The sequence below is a fragment of the Arenibacterium halophilum genome (assembly GCF_005938225.1).
Lineage (GTDB): Bacteria > Pseudomonadota > Alphaproteobacteria > Rhodobacterales > Rhodobacteraceae > Arenibacterium > Arenibacterium halophilum.
Map to the genome: position 1 here is coordinate 21,141 of NZ_VCPC01000006.1, position 15,816 is coordinate 36,956.

The 15,816-nt window shown below is 65.2% G+C and carries 18 protein-coding genes; 17 read left to right on the forward strand and 1 reads right to left on the reverse strand.

Translation table 11 applies throughout. The features are described 5' to 3' along the window. Positions 1-79: 79 nt before the first annotated feature. Both FGK64_RS20160 and FGK64_RS20165 read left to right on the forward strand, forming a co-directional pair. Complete coding sequence (locus tag FGK64_RS20160; RefSeq protein WP_138865675.1) at positions 80-1,471, forward strand: AAA family ATPase; 1,392 nt, start codon at positions 80-82, stop codon at positions 1,469-1,471. After that, positions 1,464-2,561 (forward strand): ParB/RepB/Spo0J family partition protein, encoded by a 1,098-nt coding sequence (locus FGK64_RS20165; RefSeq protein WP_138865676.1) that lies wholly within the window; start codon positions 1,464-1,466, stop codon positions 2,559-2,561. Before FGK64_RS20160 ends, FGK64_RS20165 begins: the two co-directional genes overlap by 8 nt. Positions 2,562-2,580: 19 nt before the next feature. Here the strand turns inward: FGK64_RS20165 and FGK64_RS20170 are convergent, their stop codons facing one another. Further along, positions 2,581-3,462, reverse strand: a complete 882-nt coding sequence (locus FGK64_RS20170) for a LysR family transcriptional regulator (protein WP_138865677.1) — start codon at positions 3,460-3,462, stop codon at positions 2,581-2,583. 122 nt (positions 3,463-3,584) lie between these two features. Between FGK64_RS20170 and FGK64_RS22765 the strand changes: the two genes are divergently transcribed. The 15 genes from FGK64_RS22765 to FGK64_RS20245 all read left to right on the forward strand — a co-directional run bounded on the left by FGK64_RS22765 (position 3,585) and on the right by FGK64_RS20245 (position 15,781). Next, on the forward strand, positions 3,585-3,902 hold the full coding sequence (locus FGK64_RS22765) for an SH3-like domain-containing protein (RefSeq protein WP_171054167.1): 318 nt from the start codon (positions 3,585-3,587) through the stop codon (positions 3,900-3,902). Continuing rightward, entirely contained in the window at positions 3,895-4,200 is a 306-nt protein-coding gene (locus tag FGK64_RS22770) for an SH3-like domain-containing protein (RefSeq protein WP_138865679.1), read from the forward strand. The genes FGK64_RS22765 and FGK64_RS22770 overlap by 8 nt, the downstream gene beginning before the upstream one ends. Continuing rightward, positions 4,197-4,838: a nitrile hydratase subunit alpha gene (locus FGK64_RS20185; protein ID WP_138865680.1), complete on the forward strand. Its 642-nt coding sequence runs from the start codon at positions 4,197-4,199 to the stop codon at positions 4,836-4,838. The genes FGK64_RS22770 and FGK64_RS20185 overlap by 4 nt, the downstream gene beginning before the upstream one ends. A 12-nt stretch (positions 4,839-4,850) precedes the next feature. After that, positions 4,851-5,186, forward strand: coding sequence for a cupin domain-containing protein (locus FGK64_RS20190; RefSeq protein WP_138865681.1), 336 nt, complete (start codon positions 4,851-4,853; stop codon positions 5,184-5,186). 63 nt (positions 5,187-5,249) lie between these two features. Then, positions 5,250-6,227, forward strand: a complete 978-nt coding sequence (locus tag FGK64_RS20195; RefSeq protein WP_138865682.1) for a Bug family tripartite tricarboxylate transporter substrate binding protein — start codon at positions 5,250-5,252, stop codon at positions 6,225-6,227. Positions 6,228-6,320: 93 nt separating this feature from the next. Continuing rightward, positions 6,321-6,500 carry a DUF4089 domain-containing protein gene (locus tag FGK64_RS20200; RefSeq protein ID WP_138865683.1) on the forward strand — a complete coding sequence of 60 codons (180 nt, stop codon included), beginning with the start codon at positions 6,321-6,323 and terminating at the stop codon, positions 6,498-6,500. Continuing rightward, on the forward strand, positions 6,484-7,917 hold the full coding sequence (locus FGK64_RS20205; RefSeq protein WP_246057842.1) for an AtzE family amidohydrolase: 1,434 nt from the start codon (positions 6,484-6,486) through the stop codon (positions 7,915-7,917). Before FGK64_RS20200 ends, FGK64_RS20205 begins: the two co-directional genes overlap by 17 nt. After that, the gene (hpxZ, locus tag FGK64_RS20210; RefSeq protein WP_138865684.1) at positions 7,917-8,297 is read left to right on the forward strand and encodes an oxalurate catabolism protein HpxZ; all 381 of its coding nucleotides are present in this window, start codon (positions 7,917-7,919) and stop codon (positions 8,295-8,297) included. Before FGK64_RS20205 ends, hpxZ begins: the two co-directional genes overlap by 1 nt. Positions 8,298-8,366: 69 nt before the next feature. Further along, the gene (locus FGK64_RS20215) at positions 8,367-8,852 is read left to right on the forward strand and encodes a tripartite tricarboxylate transporter TctB family protein (RefSeq protein ID WP_138865685.1); all 486 of its coding nucleotides are present in this window, start codon (positions 8,367-8,369) and stop codon (positions 8,850-8,852) included. A 12-nt stretch (positions 8,853-8,864) separates the two neighbouring features. Then, positions 8,865-10,430, forward strand: a complete 1,566-nt coding sequence (locus FGK64_RS20220) for a tripartite tricarboxylate transporter permease (protein ID WP_138865686.1) — start codon at positions 8,865-8,867, stop codon at positions 10,428-10,430. Positions 10,431-10,674: 244 nt separating this feature from the next. Continuing rightward, on the forward strand, positions 10,675-11,724 hold the full coding sequence (locus tag FGK64_RS20225; protein ID WP_138865687.1) for a DUF475 domain-containing protein: 1,050 nt from the start codon (positions 10,675-10,677) through the stop codon (positions 11,722-11,724). Positions 11,725-11,894: 170 nt separating this feature from the next. Then, positions 11,895-12,701, forward strand: coding sequence for an IclR family transcriptional regulator (locus FGK64_RS20230; RefSeq protein WP_138865688.1), 807 nt, complete (start codon positions 11,895-11,897; stop codon positions 12,699-12,701). 3 nt (positions 12,702-12,704) lie between these two features. Then, positions 12,705-13,715, forward strand: a complete 1,011-nt coding sequence (locus FGK64_RS20235) for a thiamine pyrophosphate-dependent dehydrogenase E1 component subunit alpha (RefSeq protein ID WP_210236598.1) — start codon at positions 12,705-12,707, stop codon at positions 13,713-13,715. Beyond that, positions 13,715-14,701 (forward strand): alpha-ketoacid dehydrogenase subunit beta, encoded by a 987-nt coding sequence (locus FGK64_RS20240; protein WP_138865689.1) that lies wholly within the window; start codon positions 13,715-13,717, stop codon positions 14,699-14,701. Before FGK64_RS20235 ends, FGK64_RS20240 begins: the two co-directional genes overlap by 1 nt. A 54-nt stretch (positions 14,702-14,755) precedes the next feature. Continuing rightward, entirely contained in the window at positions 14,756-15,781 is a 1,026-nt protein-coding gene (locus tag FGK64_RS20245; protein ID WP_138865690.1) for a DctP family TRAP transporter solute-binding subunit, read from the forward strand. Positions 15,782-15,816: the final 35 nt, after the last annotated feature.

A 15,816-nucleotide genomic window follows, 5' to 3' on the forward strand; every position in this document is an offset into this window, starting at 1 on the left:
TAGGATTCACATGCTCCCCGCGATGTGCGATAGTCTGCCGAAAAGTCGCATAACTACAGAACATCTTAGAGGATGCAGCATGTCCGCAGGCAAGGACGATCTTCCCCCCTATTTCAACATCGATCCGGCCAAGGCTGCAGCGAAGTTGTCGGACCCTATCGACACGGCGCGATTCGCAAAAGCGGCCAGTTTTGCGGCACGCGGGCGCGAGGATTTGGCAAAGCGTGGGTATGCTCCCGACGGGCGCAAGCGGCTGCGGATGTTCTCGACATGGGAGGTCTGCCGCTATCTGATCCCCGTGGCGCCCGGGCATTTCCGTCGCGTTTTGAAAAAGAACGAAGACCTGCCCCAAGGCGTGGGCGACGGCAATTCCAAGTGGTTCAGCCTTGAGGACGTGTTGCGCCTGCGTGACCACTTTGCGCAGGAAGGCGCCTCGGGGCGCGAATATCGCCCGTGGCGGCCCGAAGGCCTGCCCGCGAAAACCATCGCCGTGGCGAATTTCAAAGGCGGCGTCGGCAAGACCAGCACGGCGGCGCATCTGGCGATGTCGGCCGCGCTGGACGGCTACAAAGTGCTGGTGATCGACCTTGATAGCCAGGGCTCGATGACCTCGATCATGGGCGGCACGGTTCCCGACGAATGGTCGACCGCCTTCCCGCTGCTGGCGAAGGATTACGCGCTGGCGTTGCAAGAGGAAAACACCGTCCGCGAGGCTGCTGGCCGCCCTCCCCTGCCGCTCGACGAAACCCTGACTGAGGCGCTGGAGGTTTCGTCACGAAACCTCATCCAGAAAACGCACTGGCCCAATATCGACCTGCTGGGCGCGCAGCTGAACCTGTATTGGGCCGAATTCCAGGTGCCTGTCTGGCGGATGAACCTGCGCAGCTGGCCGCTGTGGGATGCGCTGACCAATGCGCTGACGAACGAGCGGGTGATTGATGATTACGACATCATCATCCTCGATACTCCGCCCGCGCTTGGCTACCTGACCATCAATGCGCTGTCGGCGGCGGATATCCTGCTGGTGCCGCTAGGGGCATCGTTTTTGGAATTCGATTCCACGGGGCGGTTTTTCGATATGCTTTATTCCACCTTCGCCAGCGTGGAAGAGGGCGAAAACGCGGCGCGGCGGCGCAACGGGCAGCCCGAGATCAAGTTTGAATGGGATGCTGTCCGCGCCATCGTCACCCGGTTCGACGCGGGGCAGCAGACCGATCTGGCCAACGTGATTCAGGCCTATTTCGGTGATTTCATGACCACCTATCGCCAAGAGGTCACGGCGATGGTCGGGCAGGCGGGCGAGCAGGTGAATGGCATCTACGAGGCTGATTACCGCGAATTCAACCGCGATACCTATGTGCGCGGGCGCGAGACGTTCGACAGGACATGGGCCGAGGTCAAGGAACTGGTGCTGGGCACATGGTGGCGTGATCAGCAGATGGCGCAGGCAGAGGAGAAAGCGGATGGCTAAACGCAGAAAGCTGGAGGCGCCAAGCGCCGAGGATCTGAGCCGGATCGAGGCAGAGTTTCGTGACGAAACCTCGGCGCCCAAGGGCAGGGGCGTGGCGCCGATTGCCTCGGTCATGGCGGAAACCGCGGGCGACACCCAGCTGGAAACCGCCGCCGAACGTGCCGCGCGCGCCAAGGCCGAAACCGAGGCGGGGCTGTACCGTGACGCGCAGGGCAAGGGGCTTCTGATCGTCGAAATCCCGACCGAGCAGATCGACGCCAACGCCATGGTCCGCGACCGCACCGTGATGGACGAAGACGACCAGGCCGAACTGCGCGCCTCGATCGGGGCAGGGGGGCTGCGCCTGCCCGTCGAGGTGTTTGAACTGGGGCAGGAGGGCGACCACCGCTATGGCCTGCTGTCGGGGTTCCGGCGGTTGAAGGCGGTGCGCGAACTGGCCCAGATGACACAAGGCGCGTCGTCCTTCGATACGATCAAGGCGATCATCCGACCCCGCACCGAGGCCGATCAGGCATTCGTGCAGATGGTCGAGGAAAACGAGGTGCGCGCCGACCTCAGCAATTACGAACGCGGGCGGATCGCAGTGATCTCGGCCAAGCAGGGCGCCTTTGCCGACACGCAGGATGCGGTGAACCGGCTGTTTGCCAGCGGCTCCAAGGCGAAGCGGTCAAAGATCCGGTCCTATGCGCTGATCTTCGAGGAATTGGGCGACATGCTGACCTTTCCCGAGGCCCTGACCGAAACCCGTGGCTTGCAGCTTTCTACGGCTCTGCGCGGCGGATTAGAGCCTGATCTAAGGCAGGCGCTGTCGGCCCACGCCCCGCAGGACGCCGAAGAGGAATGGGAGATGCTGGCGGCGGTTCTGGCGGCCTCGAAGCCCGCCCCGAAAGACAAGGCGCGCGGCGGTCGGCCCAAGACGAAACCCGTGGCAGGGTGGATCGACGATGTGACGATCCAGACCAGCACCGGCTATACCATCCGGCGCGGCGAGGATTCGCATGGCACGATCCTGAGGTTCGAAGGGCGGCGGCTGGACAGGGCGATGATGGAATCGCTGATGCTGGAAATTCAGCGACTGCTGGAGGCCTAGGTTTCGTCACGAAACCTGCCTAGGCGCATCCGGCCAGAAAGTTGCGCACCAGCGGGCCGCTGTCTCCGCGGCGATGGGCGACGGCCAGCCGGGCAAGGGGGGCGTGACCGGTGATGCCAAGGTAGGCCACCCCCGGCACCTGCAGAAACCGCATCGAGGCGGGTACGACCGACACGCCCATGCCGTTGGCGACAAGGTTGATGGCCGAGGTGATCTGCGACACCCTCTGCCCGATGCGGGGGGTAAACCCGGCGCTTCGACACGCCTGAAAGATCTCATCCAGCAGGATCGGCCCGGCGGCGTGGGACAGCAGGATGAACGGTTCGTCGCGCAGATCGGCCAGATCAACCGACCCCTGTATCCCGGCCGGGTGATCAGCGGGCAGCACGGCCAGCATCTGTTCTTCGGACAATACCCGTTCGCGCAGCGCCTCTCCGCCCGCCATACCGGGGCGCAGGAATACCAGGTCGTAGGTGCCCGCGTGAATGCCTTGCATCAGCTGCGGGGTATTCGCCTCGATCAGGGTCAGATCGACATCGGGGTACTGGCTGCGAAAGCTGCGGATCGCCTGCGCCACCACGGGGTTGAACCCGGCCGAGGTGGTATAGCCCAGCCGCAGAACGCCGACCTCGCCTCGCGCCGCGCGGCGTGCCTCGGTAATGGCATGGGCGACCTGATCGGGCACATGTCGCACCGCCTCTCGGAAGGCGGCACCGGCCTCGGTCAGCTCGGCGCCCTTGCGGGTGCGGCGGAACAGGGCGGCGCCGATCGACTCTTCCATATCGCGGATCTGACGCGACAGGGGTGGCTGCTGAATACCGACTCGTTCCGCCGCGCGGGTAAAGTTCTGTTCCTCTGCCACGGCGAGGAAATAGGCAATGTGGCGCAGATCGACTGTCATATGCAAAAGGTATGAAATTCGTGTTGTTCATATATTGGACATATGCTTGGTCGGCTGTCAACTTACCCGAAACGCATGGCGGTGCAGTCTGGCCCGCCGCGCAGAACGGACCGGAGACAGCGATGAGCACACGGCTGGTAAGCGACATTGGCGGAAAGCCAGCGGGCGACATCCCGCGCGAGGAACGGCGGCAGCTGTTCTGGGAAAAGCAGTTGATCGCCGTGGTCAACTTGCTGTCGTCCAAGCTGGACATCACGCTGGATGAATTCCGCCGCGCGGTCGAGGAGATGAGCGAAGAGGAATATGGCCGGTCGTACCTGTACGGGCGGCGGCTGGATGGCTGGCTGCGGCTGCTGTTCGAAAACGGCACCATTGACGCCGACGCCCACGCCGCCCGCACCGCGCAGATATTGGCGAGCGGCTCGCGCGACCATGTCTGAGGTGGCCTTTGCCGATGGCGCGCGGGTGCGCATCGTCGATCTGGGCAAGCCGGGGCATGTGCGCACGCCGCAGTATGTGCGCGGCAAGGTGGGCGTGATCGAACGCTTTGGCGGGACATATGAAAACCCCGAAGACCGCGCCTATGGCCGGGGCCGGGGCACGGCGGTGCAGCTGTTCCGCGTGCGGCTGCGGCAGCGGGACATCTGGCCGGATTATCCGGGCTGCGAGGCCGACACGCTGGAGATCGAGATTTACGAACACTGGCTGCGGCCGGAACCGACAGGAGAGGCGCAATGACGGCCGACCACTCGCATTCGCACGACCACACGCACCCGCACCCCGTCAACGAAGATGACGATATGGATTTGACCGAGCATGAGGCCAAATTCCTGGCGCTCAAGGCGATGCTGATCGAGCAGGGCATTCTGGATGCCGCCGAGATTCAGGCACGGGTCGAGGTGAACGAGCTGAAGACGCCGCATCAGGCCGCCCGCATGGTGGCCCGCGCCTGGGTCGACCCGGCCTACAAGGCGCGGATGATGGCCGATGCCAAACAGGCCGCGCTGGAGCTGGACATTCCGGTGACCGAGGCGGCGTTGGTGGCGCTGGAAAACACGCCTGATCTGCACAACGTGATCGTCTGCACGCTGTGTTCGTGCTACCCCCGCTCGCTTTTGGGCGAACCCCCGGCGTTCTACGTCAGCAAGGCCTATCGCTCGCGCACCGTGCGAGAGCCGCGCCGCGTGCTGCGCGAATTCGGCCTCACCCTCCCCGAAGAGACCGAGATTCGCGTGCACGACAGCAATGCCGACCTGCGATATGTCGTGCTCCCCCAACGCCCCGACGGCACCGAGGGCCTGAGCGAATCCGATCTGGCCGCGCTGGTGCCGCGCGATGCGCTGATCGGCTGCGCCTTTGCCAAGACCCCCAGCTGAAAGGACACTGTCATGGACAAGACCCACCTGGTGCCCCCGTCCGAGCGGACCTATGGGCTGGAGCATATCGCCATCGGAAGCGATGTGCGGGTATCGCTGCAATCCTTTGCCGAGGATCAGCATGTGCCCTGGCATTATCACAGCGAAATCACCGACACCTTCATCTGCATCGAGGGCAAGTTGCTGGTTCAGCAGGCCGATGAAGCGGACGTTGTGCTGGCCCCGGGCGAACGGTTCGACATTGCGCCGGGTGTGCACCACCGCGTCGCCTCGGCCGATGGAAACCCCTGCCGATCCATTCTGATACAGGGAGTCGGCCGGGCCGATTTCCTGCGCGTCGATCCCTGACGCATTGCCGACGGCACGCACCCCTCCCCGGTGCGGCCCAATAGACCCAACAGGAGAGAAGACATGAAACTGCGACATGGGCTGTTCGCGGCCATGGCCACCGCCATTACCGTGACCGCCACCCCTATCCTTGCCGAGACCTATCCCGATCATCCGGTCCGCTGGATCGTGCCCTTTGGCCCCGGTGGCTCCAGCAGCATTTTCGCGCGGCTGGTGGCCGACAAGCTGAGCGAGAACCTGGGCCAGCAATTCGTGATCGAGAATCGCGGCGGGGCAGGGGGCAACATCGGCGTGGCCGCCGCCGCCAATGCCGAGCCTGATGGCTATACGCTGGTGCTGGGCGTCACCAGCACCCACGGCATCAACGCGCATATCTATCCCGACATGCCGTTCGATCCGCTGGCCGATTTCGAACCGGTCGCCTTCCTGGCATGGACGCCGAACATCATGGTGGTGAACCCCGACAAGGTGAAGGCGACCACCGTGGCCGAGTTCATCGAAGAGGCCAAGGCCGCCGAGCGGCCGATGAACATGGCCTCGTCCGGGGTTGGCACCTCGATCCACCTGGCGGGCGAGATGTTCATGCTGGAAACCGGCGTGAAGATGACCCACATCCCATACAAGGGGTCGGCCCCGGCCATCACCGATCTGGTGGCCGGGCAGGTCGATATCGACTTTGACAACCTGCCGTCGTCCATCGAACAGGTGCGCGCGGGCAATCTGCGGGCGCTGGCGGTCACCTCGGCCACGCGGTCCTTTGCGCTGCCGGATGTGCCGACCTTGCAGGAAGCGGGGCTCGACGGGTTCGACGCCACCGGCTGGTGGACGCTGTCGGCGCCCAAGGGCACCCCGCCCGAGATCATCGCCAAGCTGAATGCCGAGGTGAACAAAATCCTGCAAACGCAAGAGATTCAGGACAGGTTCGCCACCTTCGGGGCCGAGACGCGGATCATGACTCCGGACGAAACCCGCGCCTTCATCACGAAGGAATACGAAAAGTGGGGCGCCGTGGTCAAAGCGGCCAACGTCACGCTTCAGTAACCCCAAAATCCGACTTCGAACCCCGGCACAGGGCTGCGGCGACACACCCGTCGCAACGGTGGCCCTGTGCCCAGCCCAAAGGAGGCCCGCCCCATGGACCAGACCCTGGACAGCTATATCGACGCGATGGCCGCGCTGTTCGGTCTGCCGATCGCGCCCGAGTGGAAGCCCGCGATCCGCACCAATCTTGACGTGACCCTGCGCATGGCGCGGCTGGTCGACGAATTTCCCCTTCCAGACGAGATCGAACAGGCCAATGTCTATGTCGCATGACCGGCTGACCTTTGATGACGGCGCATGGGCGCCGGCCCACCAGCTTGCCGAGGCGGTCGCCAATCGCCGCGTCAGCGCGCTGGCCGTGACCGAGGCGGCGCTGGCCCGGATCGCCGCGCGCAACGGCACGGTCAACGCCTTTACCGATGTGCTGGAGACCCGGGCGCGCGAGACGGCGCGCGGCGTGGATGCGGCGCTGTCGCGGGGCGAGGCAGTCGGCCCGCTGGCCGGTGTGCCCTTTGCGGTGAAGAACCTGTTTGACGTGCGCGGACTGGCCACGCGGGCGGGATCGAAGATCAACCGCGACCGCGCCCCGGCGGATCGCGATGCCGCGCTGATCGTGCGGATGGAGGCCCAGGGCGCGGTGCTGACCGGCGCGCTGAACATGGGCGAATACGCCTATGATTTCACGGGCGAGAACATCCACGACGGCCACAGCCGCAACCCCCACGATCTGACGCGCATGGCGGGCGGATCTTCGGGCGGGTCGGCGGCTGCGGTGGCGGGCGGGCTGGTGCCGCTGGCGCTTGGGTCCGACACCAACGGCTCGATCCGGTTGCCGGCGTCGTTCTGCGGGTTGTTCGGGCTGAAGCCGACCTATGGGCGGCTGTCACGGGCGCGGACCTATCCCTTTGTCGGCAGCCTTGACCACCTTGGCCCGCTGGCGCGCACCGTGGAAGATCTGGCGCTGTCCTATGACGCGATGCAGGGCGCGGATGCGGATGACCCGGTGTGCACCGGGCGTGTCGATCCGGCTTTTGCCGCTCTGGGGCAGGGGGTCGAGGGGCTGCGCCTTGCGGTGGCGGGCGGTTATTTCCAGGAGCACCTGATGCCCGAGGCCCGCGCCGCGCTGGATGCGGTTACCGGCGCGCTTGGGATCACCGAAACCGTCGATCTGCCCGAGGCGCGCCGCGCCCGTGCGGCGGCCTTCCTGATCTCGACCGCCGAAGGCGCCTCGCTGCACCTTGACCGGATGCGCGCCCGCCCCGGCGATTTCGACCCGGCCGTACGCGACAGGCTGTTTGCCGGAGCCATGGTGCCCGCCGCGCTGATGGACCGGGCGCAGAAATTCCGCCGCTGGTATCGCGCTCGCGTGCTGGAGGTGTTTGAAACCACGGATGTGATCATCGCCCCCGCCACGCCCTGCGTCGCGCCGGAGCTGGGCAAGACCACCTTCATGCTGGGCGGGGCCGAGCTGAACGTGCGGGCGCATATCGGCATCTTCACCCAGCCGATTTCCTTCATCGGCCTGCCGGTTGTGGCCGTGCCGGTGCCGGTGGGGCCGCTGCCCATCGGGGTGCAGGTCATCGCCGCGCCGTGGCGCGAGGATCTGGCGCTGCGCGTGGCCCATCACCTGCAACAGGCCGGAACGGTGCAGGCCGTGCAGCCGCCCTACCCCCTGAAAGGAGCCGCCTGATGGACATTGATCTGCCCGAGGTGGTGGCCGAGGTCGAAGCCGCCTTTGCCCGCTATGAACAGGCGCTTGTCACCAACGATACCGAAACTTTGGGCGCGCTGTTCCATGTCGATCCGCGCACCATACGCTACGGCATTGGCGAAAACCTGTATGGCCACGCCGAGATACAGGCCTATCGCAAGGCGCGGCCCGCGGTTGACCTGATGCGCCGTCTGGAGGGCACGGTCATCACCGCCTACGGACGCGACATGGCTGTCGCCTCGACCCTGTTCTACCGCGCCAGCGCAGCCGGAAAGGTGGGGCGGCAGATGCAGACATGGGTGCGCTTTGACCACGGCTGGCGGATCGTCGCGGCCTCGGTCAGCGTGATCGACGCCTGAGCCAACCGTAACCAGAACCAGATCGCCCGCCCTGCGGGGCCGGGCGACATACCACAGGGAATTTCAGCAATGACAGACACGGGAAACAGCCCGCCGGGGCGCCGGATCAGGGGCACGCAGGATTTCGTGGGCGGGATTGCCCTGATGGGCGTGGCAGCCTTTGCGCTCTGGGCCTCGGGTGACCTGGGCGGGATGCGCGGCTTTTCCTTCGGGGCGGGCACGGCGCCCTGGATCTTTGCCGGGCTGCTGTTCTGCCTTGGCCTTGCCATCGCGGTGACGGGGCTGTTGCACGATGGCCCGGCCCTGCGTCGGCTGCACTGGCGCGGGCCGATCTTCGTGGGGCTGGCGCTGTGTTCCTTTGCGCTGTGCATCCAGCCGCTGGGGATGCTGTTTTCGGCCATGACCAGTTTCCTGATTTCGGCGCTTGGCTCGCGCGAGACGCGCTGGGGCGAGGCGGTGATCGCCGGGGCCTGCCTGACCGGGGCCTGCGCGCTGCTGTTTCACTACGGGCTGGGGCTGCCGATGCCGATGCTGCCCGCCTTCCTGACCCGATAAGCCGAGGCCGACATGGGTGATATCCTTCAGAATCTGAGCCTTGGCTTTTCCATCGTCTTTCAGGTCCAGTGGTGGGCGCCCGACCTTCTGGGCGGGTTGGCCATTCCGCTGCCGGTCAACATCATGCTGTGCTTCGTCGGTGCGATCGTTGGTACGCTGGTCGGCGTCCTGCCGGGGATCGGGACGATCGCGACGGTGGCGATGCTGCTACCGATCACCTTCGGGCTGCCGCCGGTGGGGGCGCTGATCATGCTGGCGGGCATCTACTATGGCGCGCAATACGGCGGTTCGACCACCTCGATCCTTGTGAACATCCCCGGCGAGGCCGGATCGGTGGTGACGGCGCTGGACGGGTTCCAGATGGCGAAACAGGGCCGCGCGGGGCCTGCGCTGGCGACGGCGGCGCTGGGGTCGTTCTTTGCCGGTTGCGTGGCGACGGTGCTGATTGCGCTGATGGGTGTGCCGCTGTCGCGGCTGGCGCTGGCCTTTGGCCCGACCGAGTATTTCGCGCTGATGACGCTGGGATTGGTCTTTGCTGTGGTGCTGGCCAAGGGATCCGTGCTGAAGGCGATTGCCATGATCGTGTTCGGGCTGCTGCTGTCGATGGTCGGCACCGACCTTGTGACCGGGGCCACGCGGATGACCTTTGGCCTGCCCGAGCTGATGGACGGGATCGACTTTGCCATCGTCGCGATGGGGCTGTTCGGCTTTGCCGAGATCATCCGCAACCTTGATGCGGGCACCGAGGAAGAACGCGAGCTGGTGCAATCGAAGGTGACCGGGCTGATGCCCACGCGCGCCGACCTGAAGGCCGCCGCCGCGCCGGTGCTGCGCGGCACCTTCCTGGGCTCGCTGCTGGGTATCCTGCCGGGCGGCGGGGCGATCATTTCGTCCTTTGCGGCTTACAGCCTTGAAAAGAAACTGTCGAAAACGCCGGGCCGCTTCGGTCATGGTGCCATCGAAGGCGTGGCCGCCCCCGAAAGCGCCAATAACGCCGCCGCGCAGACCTCGTTCATTCCGCTGCTGACGCTGGGCATTCCGCCTAATCCGGTGATGGCGCTGATGATCGGCGCGATGGTCATTCACGGCATCAATCCCGGCCCGCAGGTCATTCAGACCCAGCCCGACCTGGTCTGGGGGATGATCGCCTCGATGTGGGTGGGCAACCTGATGCTGGTCATCATCAACCTGCCGCTGGTCGGGGTCTGGGTGCGGCTGCTGCGGGTGCCCTATCGGCTGATGTTTCCGTCGATCGTGGTGTTCTGCTGCATCGGCATCTACTCGGTCAACAACTCGGCGCTGGATGTGGTGTTCGCGGGGGCCTTCGGCTGGCTGGGCTATTGGCTGACCAAGCATGATTTCGAACCGGCGCCGATGCTGCTCGGGCTGGTTCTTGGCCCGTTGATGGAGGAAAACCTGCGCCGCGCGCTGCTGATTTCGCAAGGCGACGCGACGGTGTTCGTGACGCATCCGATTTCCGCCGTGATGCTGGCGATCTCGGGCGGGCTGCTGCTGCTGACGGTGCTTCCGGCGCTGCAAAAAAGGCGCGACGAGGTCTTTGTGGAATCCGAGTCGTAACCCATATTTCGCAACAGGGTGCGCCGGGTGGTTCGCGCCGCCCGCCCCCGGATAGGAGGCACAGCAACCCAAGGCCATTCGCAACCGGCACAGCCGGATGTAACCCATGGTGACCGGGCCCCTCTGGCAAGTGTCTGCGGTACGCTTGTGATGTCGGCGCTGACCAATTTTGAACCGCAGGGGCCGGAGGACGGGCGCTGCCCATCGGCGAAAGTGCCGATCCGGTTCCGAAAGGAACGCAGACATGACAACAGTTGCTACACCGGGCCGCGCGGCGCCCCGGTATTTCACTTGGGCCTTCATCGTGACCGGCGCGGGCCTGCTGCTGGGCGGGCTGGTCGGCTGGGCCTATACCGGCACATGGGCCGGGGTGCTTTCGTATTTCTTCATCTGCGCCGTGCTGGCGGTGCTTGAAATCTCGCTGAGCTTCGACAACGCCATCGTCAACGCCAACAAACTGAAAACCATGCGGCCCGAATGGCAGCGGCGGTTCCTGTCATGGGGCATCCTGATCGCCGTGTTCGGGATGCGGATCGTGTTTCCGCTGCTGATCGTGGTGGTTGCGGCGGGTATCGGCCCGGTCGAGGCACTGCGGCTGGCGGCCAGCGAGCCGGCCACCTACAGCCGGATCATGCAGGACGCGCATCTGCCGATCACGGCCTTTGGCGGCACCTTCCTGATGATGGTCGCGCTGAGCTATTTCTTTGACCCCGACAAGGACATCCACTGGATCGGCTGGATCGAGGCGCCGATGGCGCGCTATGCCGCCATCCGCGGGATCGAAATTGCCGTTGCGCTGGCCATCGCGGTGCTGTTTTCCATGCTGCTGCCCGAGGCAGAGGGGCAGGCGTTCATGAATGCCGCGATCATGGGGCTGCTGACCTTTCTTGCGGTCGAGGTGCTGGGCGGGCTGATCGATTCCCGCAGCGCCACCGCCACCGCGGCCAGTGGCGGGGTCGGGGCGTTTTTGTACCTTGAAGTGCTCGATGCGTCGTTCTCCTTTGACGGGGTGATCGGGGCCTTCGCGCTAAGCCAGAACATCTTTGTCATCGCCATCGGCTTGGGGATCGGCGCGATGTATGTGCGCTCGATGACGATCATGCTGGTCGAGAAGGGCACGCTGTCTGAGTACCGATACCTGGAACACGGGGCGTTCTACGCCATCCTTGCGCTGTCGGTGATCATGTATGCGCAGTCGCTGGTGCATATTCCCGAAGTGCTGACCGGCCTGTTGGGCGCAGGGCTGATCGGGGTGGCCTATGTGTCTTCGCTGCGCTGCCGCGCGGCGGAGTAGGGTGCATGGTGCGGCCCTTGCGTTCTCACGGATTGGCATGGGCCGCGATCCGAGGTGGGGGCCAAGCCCCTTTCTGAATTTGGTTAACAGATTTTGTTTCACTTTGCGGTCGAATCAGTGTCACCTAGCGGCACAACCGGGTTGGAGGACCCGTTGGTGGGAGGAGACCTGTGCCGGACACTGGCGTTGCATCCGTGCAAACCATCGGGCGTGCCTCGATGGTGCTGAAGGCCCTGTCGGAGAGCGATTCCGAGGGGATGCGCCTGTCTGACGTGGCGCTGGCCGTTGGCCTTGGCAAATCGACCATTTCCCGTCTGCTGCGCGCGCTGATTGATGTCGGCTATGTCGAGACTGACGAACTGGGCAAGCGCTATCGCCTTGGCTATTGCCTGTTCAACCTGGGCAACGCCGCGCGACGGTTTCACATCATCGACCTGGCCCGCCCCGCGCTGGCGCGGCTGGCGGCCGCAACCGATGACACGGTTTTCCTGTCGCTGCGCGATGGCGATCAGGCCCATTGCGTCGATCGCCAGACCGGCGCCTATCCGATCCGCACGCTGACCCTGTCGGTGGGCGACCGCCGCCCGCTGGGGGTGGGGGCCGGGTCGCTTGCGCTGCTGGCCTATGAACCGGAAGACGAAGCCGCGCGCATCATCGCCACCACGGGCGAGGCACGAGGGGCATTTACAGCCTACGACGATGCCGCGCTGCACCAGATGGTTACGGAAACGCGCGCGCGGGGCTTTGCCTTCAACGACGGGCATATTGTCAGCGCGATGAATGCGGTGGGCGTTCCGGTGCTGGATCAGGACGGTCGCGTTGTGGCCGCCCTGTCGCTCGCCGCGATCCGAGAACGGGTCGCCCCGCCCCGGCTGGACGATCTTGTCGCGCTACTGCGGGCCGAGGCGGAGCAGCTTGGCGGCATGATCGGGCGCCGCCGTGACGCTCGGGAATTGATACTGAATGAAAAGGAATAGAGCATGACGGAAGGCCCCGGCCCGCGCCGTGACAATTTCGACCGGGAACGTTTTCTTGACCTTCTGGCGCTGATGCACCGTATCCGCGCCTTCGAGGAAGAGGCCATTTCAGGCCAGAAGGAGGGGCTTGTGCTGGGCGCAATCCACCCCTCGATCGGGCAGGAGGCGGTGGCGGCAGGCGTGTGCGGCAATCTTGAAACCGCCGATCTGATGCTGTCGACCCATCGGGGCCACGGGCATACGCTGGCCAAGGGCGCCGATCCGCTGGCAATGATGCGCGAGTTGTACGGGCGTCAGGGCGGCACCTGCGGCGGCAAGGGCGGATCGATGCATATCGCCGATTTCGGCGTGGGGATGCTGGGCGCGAATGGCGTGGTCGGGGCGAATATCCCGATTGCCACGGGCGCGGCCCACGCGTTGAAGCTGCAAGGCTCGCGCCAGATCGTGACCTGCATCTTCGGCGACGGAGCGGTGAATCGCGGCCCCTTCATGGAGGGGCTGAACTGGGCGCGGGTGTTCGATCTGCCGGTGCTTTTCGTCTGCGAAGACAACAATTTTTCGGCCACCACCCGCACCCGCGACATGACCGGCGGGGCCGGGGCAGGGGCGCGGGCCGAAAGCCTTGGGATCGAGGCGACAGAGGTGGACGGCAACGATCTTGTAGCTGTCGATGCAGCGGCGCGCGCGGCCATCGACGCGGTGCGCGCGGGCAAGGGGCCACGGTTCCTGACCTGTCACACCTACCGCATGACCGGCCACACCTCGGTCGATCCGGCGGCCTATCGCCCGGCCACGGAAGTCGAGGAATGGCGCGGCAACGATCCGATTGCGCGGATCGAAGTGGCCCTGCGCATGGCAGGCGTGGAGGATGCGCAACTGGCCAGCCTGCACCGGGACGAGGCCGACGCGATGGCGCAGATCGCGCGCAGCGCACGCGAAACCGATTGGCCGGAGGCGGCGGGCGCCTTCACCGATGTGCAGGATATGGGTGACCCACGCGAGAGGGCGTTCTGATGGCGAAATCGACCTATCTGGAAGCGGGCCGCCGGGCCGTGATGGAAGAGATGCAGCGCGATGACGCTGTCTGGGCGCTTGGCGAGGATCTTGGGCGCGGCGGCGTGTTCGGCCAGTACAAGGGCCTGCAAGAGATGTTCGGCGCGGGCCGCATCGCCGATACCCCGATCTCCGAGGCCTGCATCATGGGCGCCGCCGTTGGCGCGGCGATGACGGGCACGCGCCCCATCGTGGAAATGCGGTTTTCCGATTTCGCGCTGTGCGCGGTGGACGAGCTGGTGAACCAGGCCGCCAAGGCGCGGTTCATGTTCGGCGGGCAGATGCGCGTGCCGCTGGTGGTGCGCGAACCCGTTGGCATGTGGCGGTCGTCCGCTGCGCAGCATTCGCAATCGCTGGAAAGCTGGTACACCCATATTCCCGGTCTGGTGGTGGTCGCGCCCGCGACGGCGGCCGACAACCTTGGGTTGCTGAAAGCCTCGATCCGCTGCGACGATCCGGTGGTTTACATGGAGCACAAGAACCTCTGGTCGATGGAGGGCGAGGTGCCCGAGGGCGAGCATGTCGTGCCGTTGGGCAAGGCCGCCATCGCGCGCGAGGGGCGCGATGTGACCATCGTGACATGGTCGGGGATGCGCCACGGCTGCATCACAGCCGCCGAGACGCTGGAGGGCGAAGGCATCGAGGCCGAGGTGATCGACCTGCGCACGCTCTGGCCCTGGGATCGCGAGACTGTCTTTGCCTCGGTGGAAAAGACCGGGCGGCTTCTGGTGGTGCACGAAGCCGTCGCCGTTTCGGGCTTTGGTGCCGAAATCGCGGCCAGTGTGGCCGAGGCGCTGCATTTCCGGCTGAAGGCGCCGGTGGCCCGGCTGGGTGCGCCGCGCATCCCCATCGCCTATGCCCCGACAATGGAAGACGAGGCCCGCGTGACCCCCGACAAGATCGTGGCGGCGCTGCGCAGGACGATGCAGCCCGAACCCGTTTCGTAAAAGCCCGGGGTGTCGGGAGGACGCCCCTTTTTGAAAATCATGGGAGGAGAAATCATGATGAATTTGAAGACGCTGATCGCCGCCGGTGCGGCGCTGACCACGCTGGGGTTTACCCCGGCTCTGGCACAGGACAATTACAAGGACGAATACCGCGTCTCGACCGTGGTGCCCGCGCCCTTTCCCTGGGGGCTGGCCGCTGAACGCTGGGCCGAACTGACGGCCGAGCGGACCGACGGGCGGATCAAGATGAAGGTCTACCCCGGCGTGCAGCTGGTGCAGGGCGACCAGACCCGCGAATTCACCGCGCTGCGTCAGGGCGTGATCGACATGGCCGTCGGCTCGACCATCAACTGGTCGCCGCAGATCAACGAATTGAACCTGTTTTCGCTGCCCTTCCTGATGCCCGACTACGCGGCGCTGGATGCGCTGACCCAGGGGTCGGTGGGCGAGAAGCTGTTCGATATCGTCGAATCCAAAGGCGCCATTCCGCTGGCCTGGGCCGAAAACGGGTTCCGCGAGGTGACCAACTCGAAGCGTCCGATCCGCACGCCTGCCGATATGCAGGGCCTGAAGCTGCGCGTGGTCGGCTCGCCCATCTATAACGACATGTTCACCGCAATGGGCGCCAACCCGACGCAGATGAGCTGGGCCGATGCGCAGCCCGCGCTGACCACCGGCGCCGTTGACGGGCAGGAAAACCCGCTGACCATCTATACCGTGCTCAAGATGCATGAGCTGGGCCAGACGAACGTGACCCAGTGGGGCTATGTCGCCGATCCGCTGATCTTTGCGGTGAACCCCGAAGTGTTCAACAGCTTCACACCCGAGGATCAGGAGATCCTGCGTCAGGCCGCGATTGATGCCGGCGCTTACGGGGTCGAGGTTGCGCGCAAGGGCCTGACTGAAGGTGACACATCGCTGATCGACGAGGTGAAGGGCTATGGCGTCGATGTGGTGACGCTGACCGACGAAGAGCGTCAGCAGTTCGTCGATGCGACCCGAGGCGTCTATGACGAATGGAAGGAAAAGATCGGTGCCGATCTGGTGACCGAGGCAGAACAGGCGATCGAAAACCGCTGAGACGCCACAGGGGTTCGCGCCGGCCGCGCGGACCC

Excerpts from the sequence above, each read along its gene's own strand:
- FGK64_RS20160 (WP_138865675.1), top strand. The coding sequence starts at position 80 with ATGTCCGCAGGCAAGGACGATCTTCCCCCCTATTTCAACATCGATCCG.
- FGK64_RS20165 (WP_138865676.1), top strand. The coding sequence starts at position 1,464 with ATGGCTAAACGCAGAAAGCTGGAGGCGCCAAGCGCCGAGGATCTGAGC.
- FGK64_RS20170 (WP_138865677.1), bottom strand. The coding sequence starts at position 3,462 with ATGACAGTCGATCTGCGCCACATTGCCTATTTCCTCGCCGTGGCAGAG.
- FGK64_RS22765 (WP_171054167.1), top strand. The coding sequence starts at position 3,585 with ATGAGCACACGGCTGGTAAGCGACATTGGCGGAAAGCCAGCGGGCGAC.
- FGK64_RS22770 (WP_138865679.1), top strand. The coding sequence starts at position 3,895 with ATGTCTGAGGTGGCCTTTGCCGATGGCGCGCGGGTGCGCATCGTCGAT.
- FGK64_RS20185 (WP_138865680.1), top strand. The coding sequence starts at position 4,197 with ATGACGGCCGACCACTCGCATTCGCACGACCACACGCACCCGCACCCC.
- FGK64_RS20190 (WP_138865681.1), top strand. The coding sequence starts at position 4,851 with ATGGACAAGACCCACCTGGTGCCCCCGTCCGAGCGGACCTATGGGCTG.
- FGK64_RS20195 (WP_138865682.1), top strand. The coding sequence starts at position 5,250 with ATGAAACTGCGACATGGGCTGTTCGCGGCCATGGCCACCGCCATTACC.
- FGK64_RS20200 (WP_138865683.1), top strand. The coding sequence starts at position 6,321 with ATGGACCAGACCCTGGACAGCTATATCGACGCGATGGCCGCGCTGTTC.
- FGK64_RS20205 (WP_246057842.1), top strand. The coding sequence starts at position 6,484 with ATGTCTATGTCGCATGACCGGCTGACCTTTGATGACGGCGCATGGGCG.
- hpxZ (WP_138865684.1), top strand. The coding sequence starts at position 7,917 with ATGGACATTGATCTGCCCGAGGTGGTGGCCGAGGTCGAAGCCGCCTTT.
- FGK64_RS20215 (WP_138865685.1), top strand. The coding sequence starts at position 8,367 with ATGACAGACACGGGAAACAGCCCGCCGGGGCGCCGGATCAGGGGCACG.
- FGK64_RS20220 (WP_138865686.1), top strand. The coding sequence starts at position 8,865 with ATGGGTGATATCCTTCAGAATCTGAGCCTTGGCTTTTCCATCGTCTTT.
- FGK64_RS20225 (WP_138865687.1), top strand. The coding sequence starts at position 10,675 with ATGACAACAGTTGCTACACCGGGCCGCGCGGCGCCCCGGTATTTCACT.
- FGK64_RS20235 (WP_210236598.1), top strand. The coding sequence starts at position 12,705 with ATGACGGAAGGCCCCGGCCCGCGCCGTGACAATTTCGACCGGGAACGT.
- FGK64_RS20240 (WP_138865689.1), top strand. The coding sequence starts at position 13,715 with ATGGCGAAATCGACCTATCTGGAAGCGGGCCGCCGGGCCGTGATGGAA.
- FGK64_RS20245 (WP_138865690.1), top strand. The coding sequence starts at position 14,756 with ATGATGAATTTGAAGACGCTGATCGCCGCCGGTGCGGCGCTGACCACG.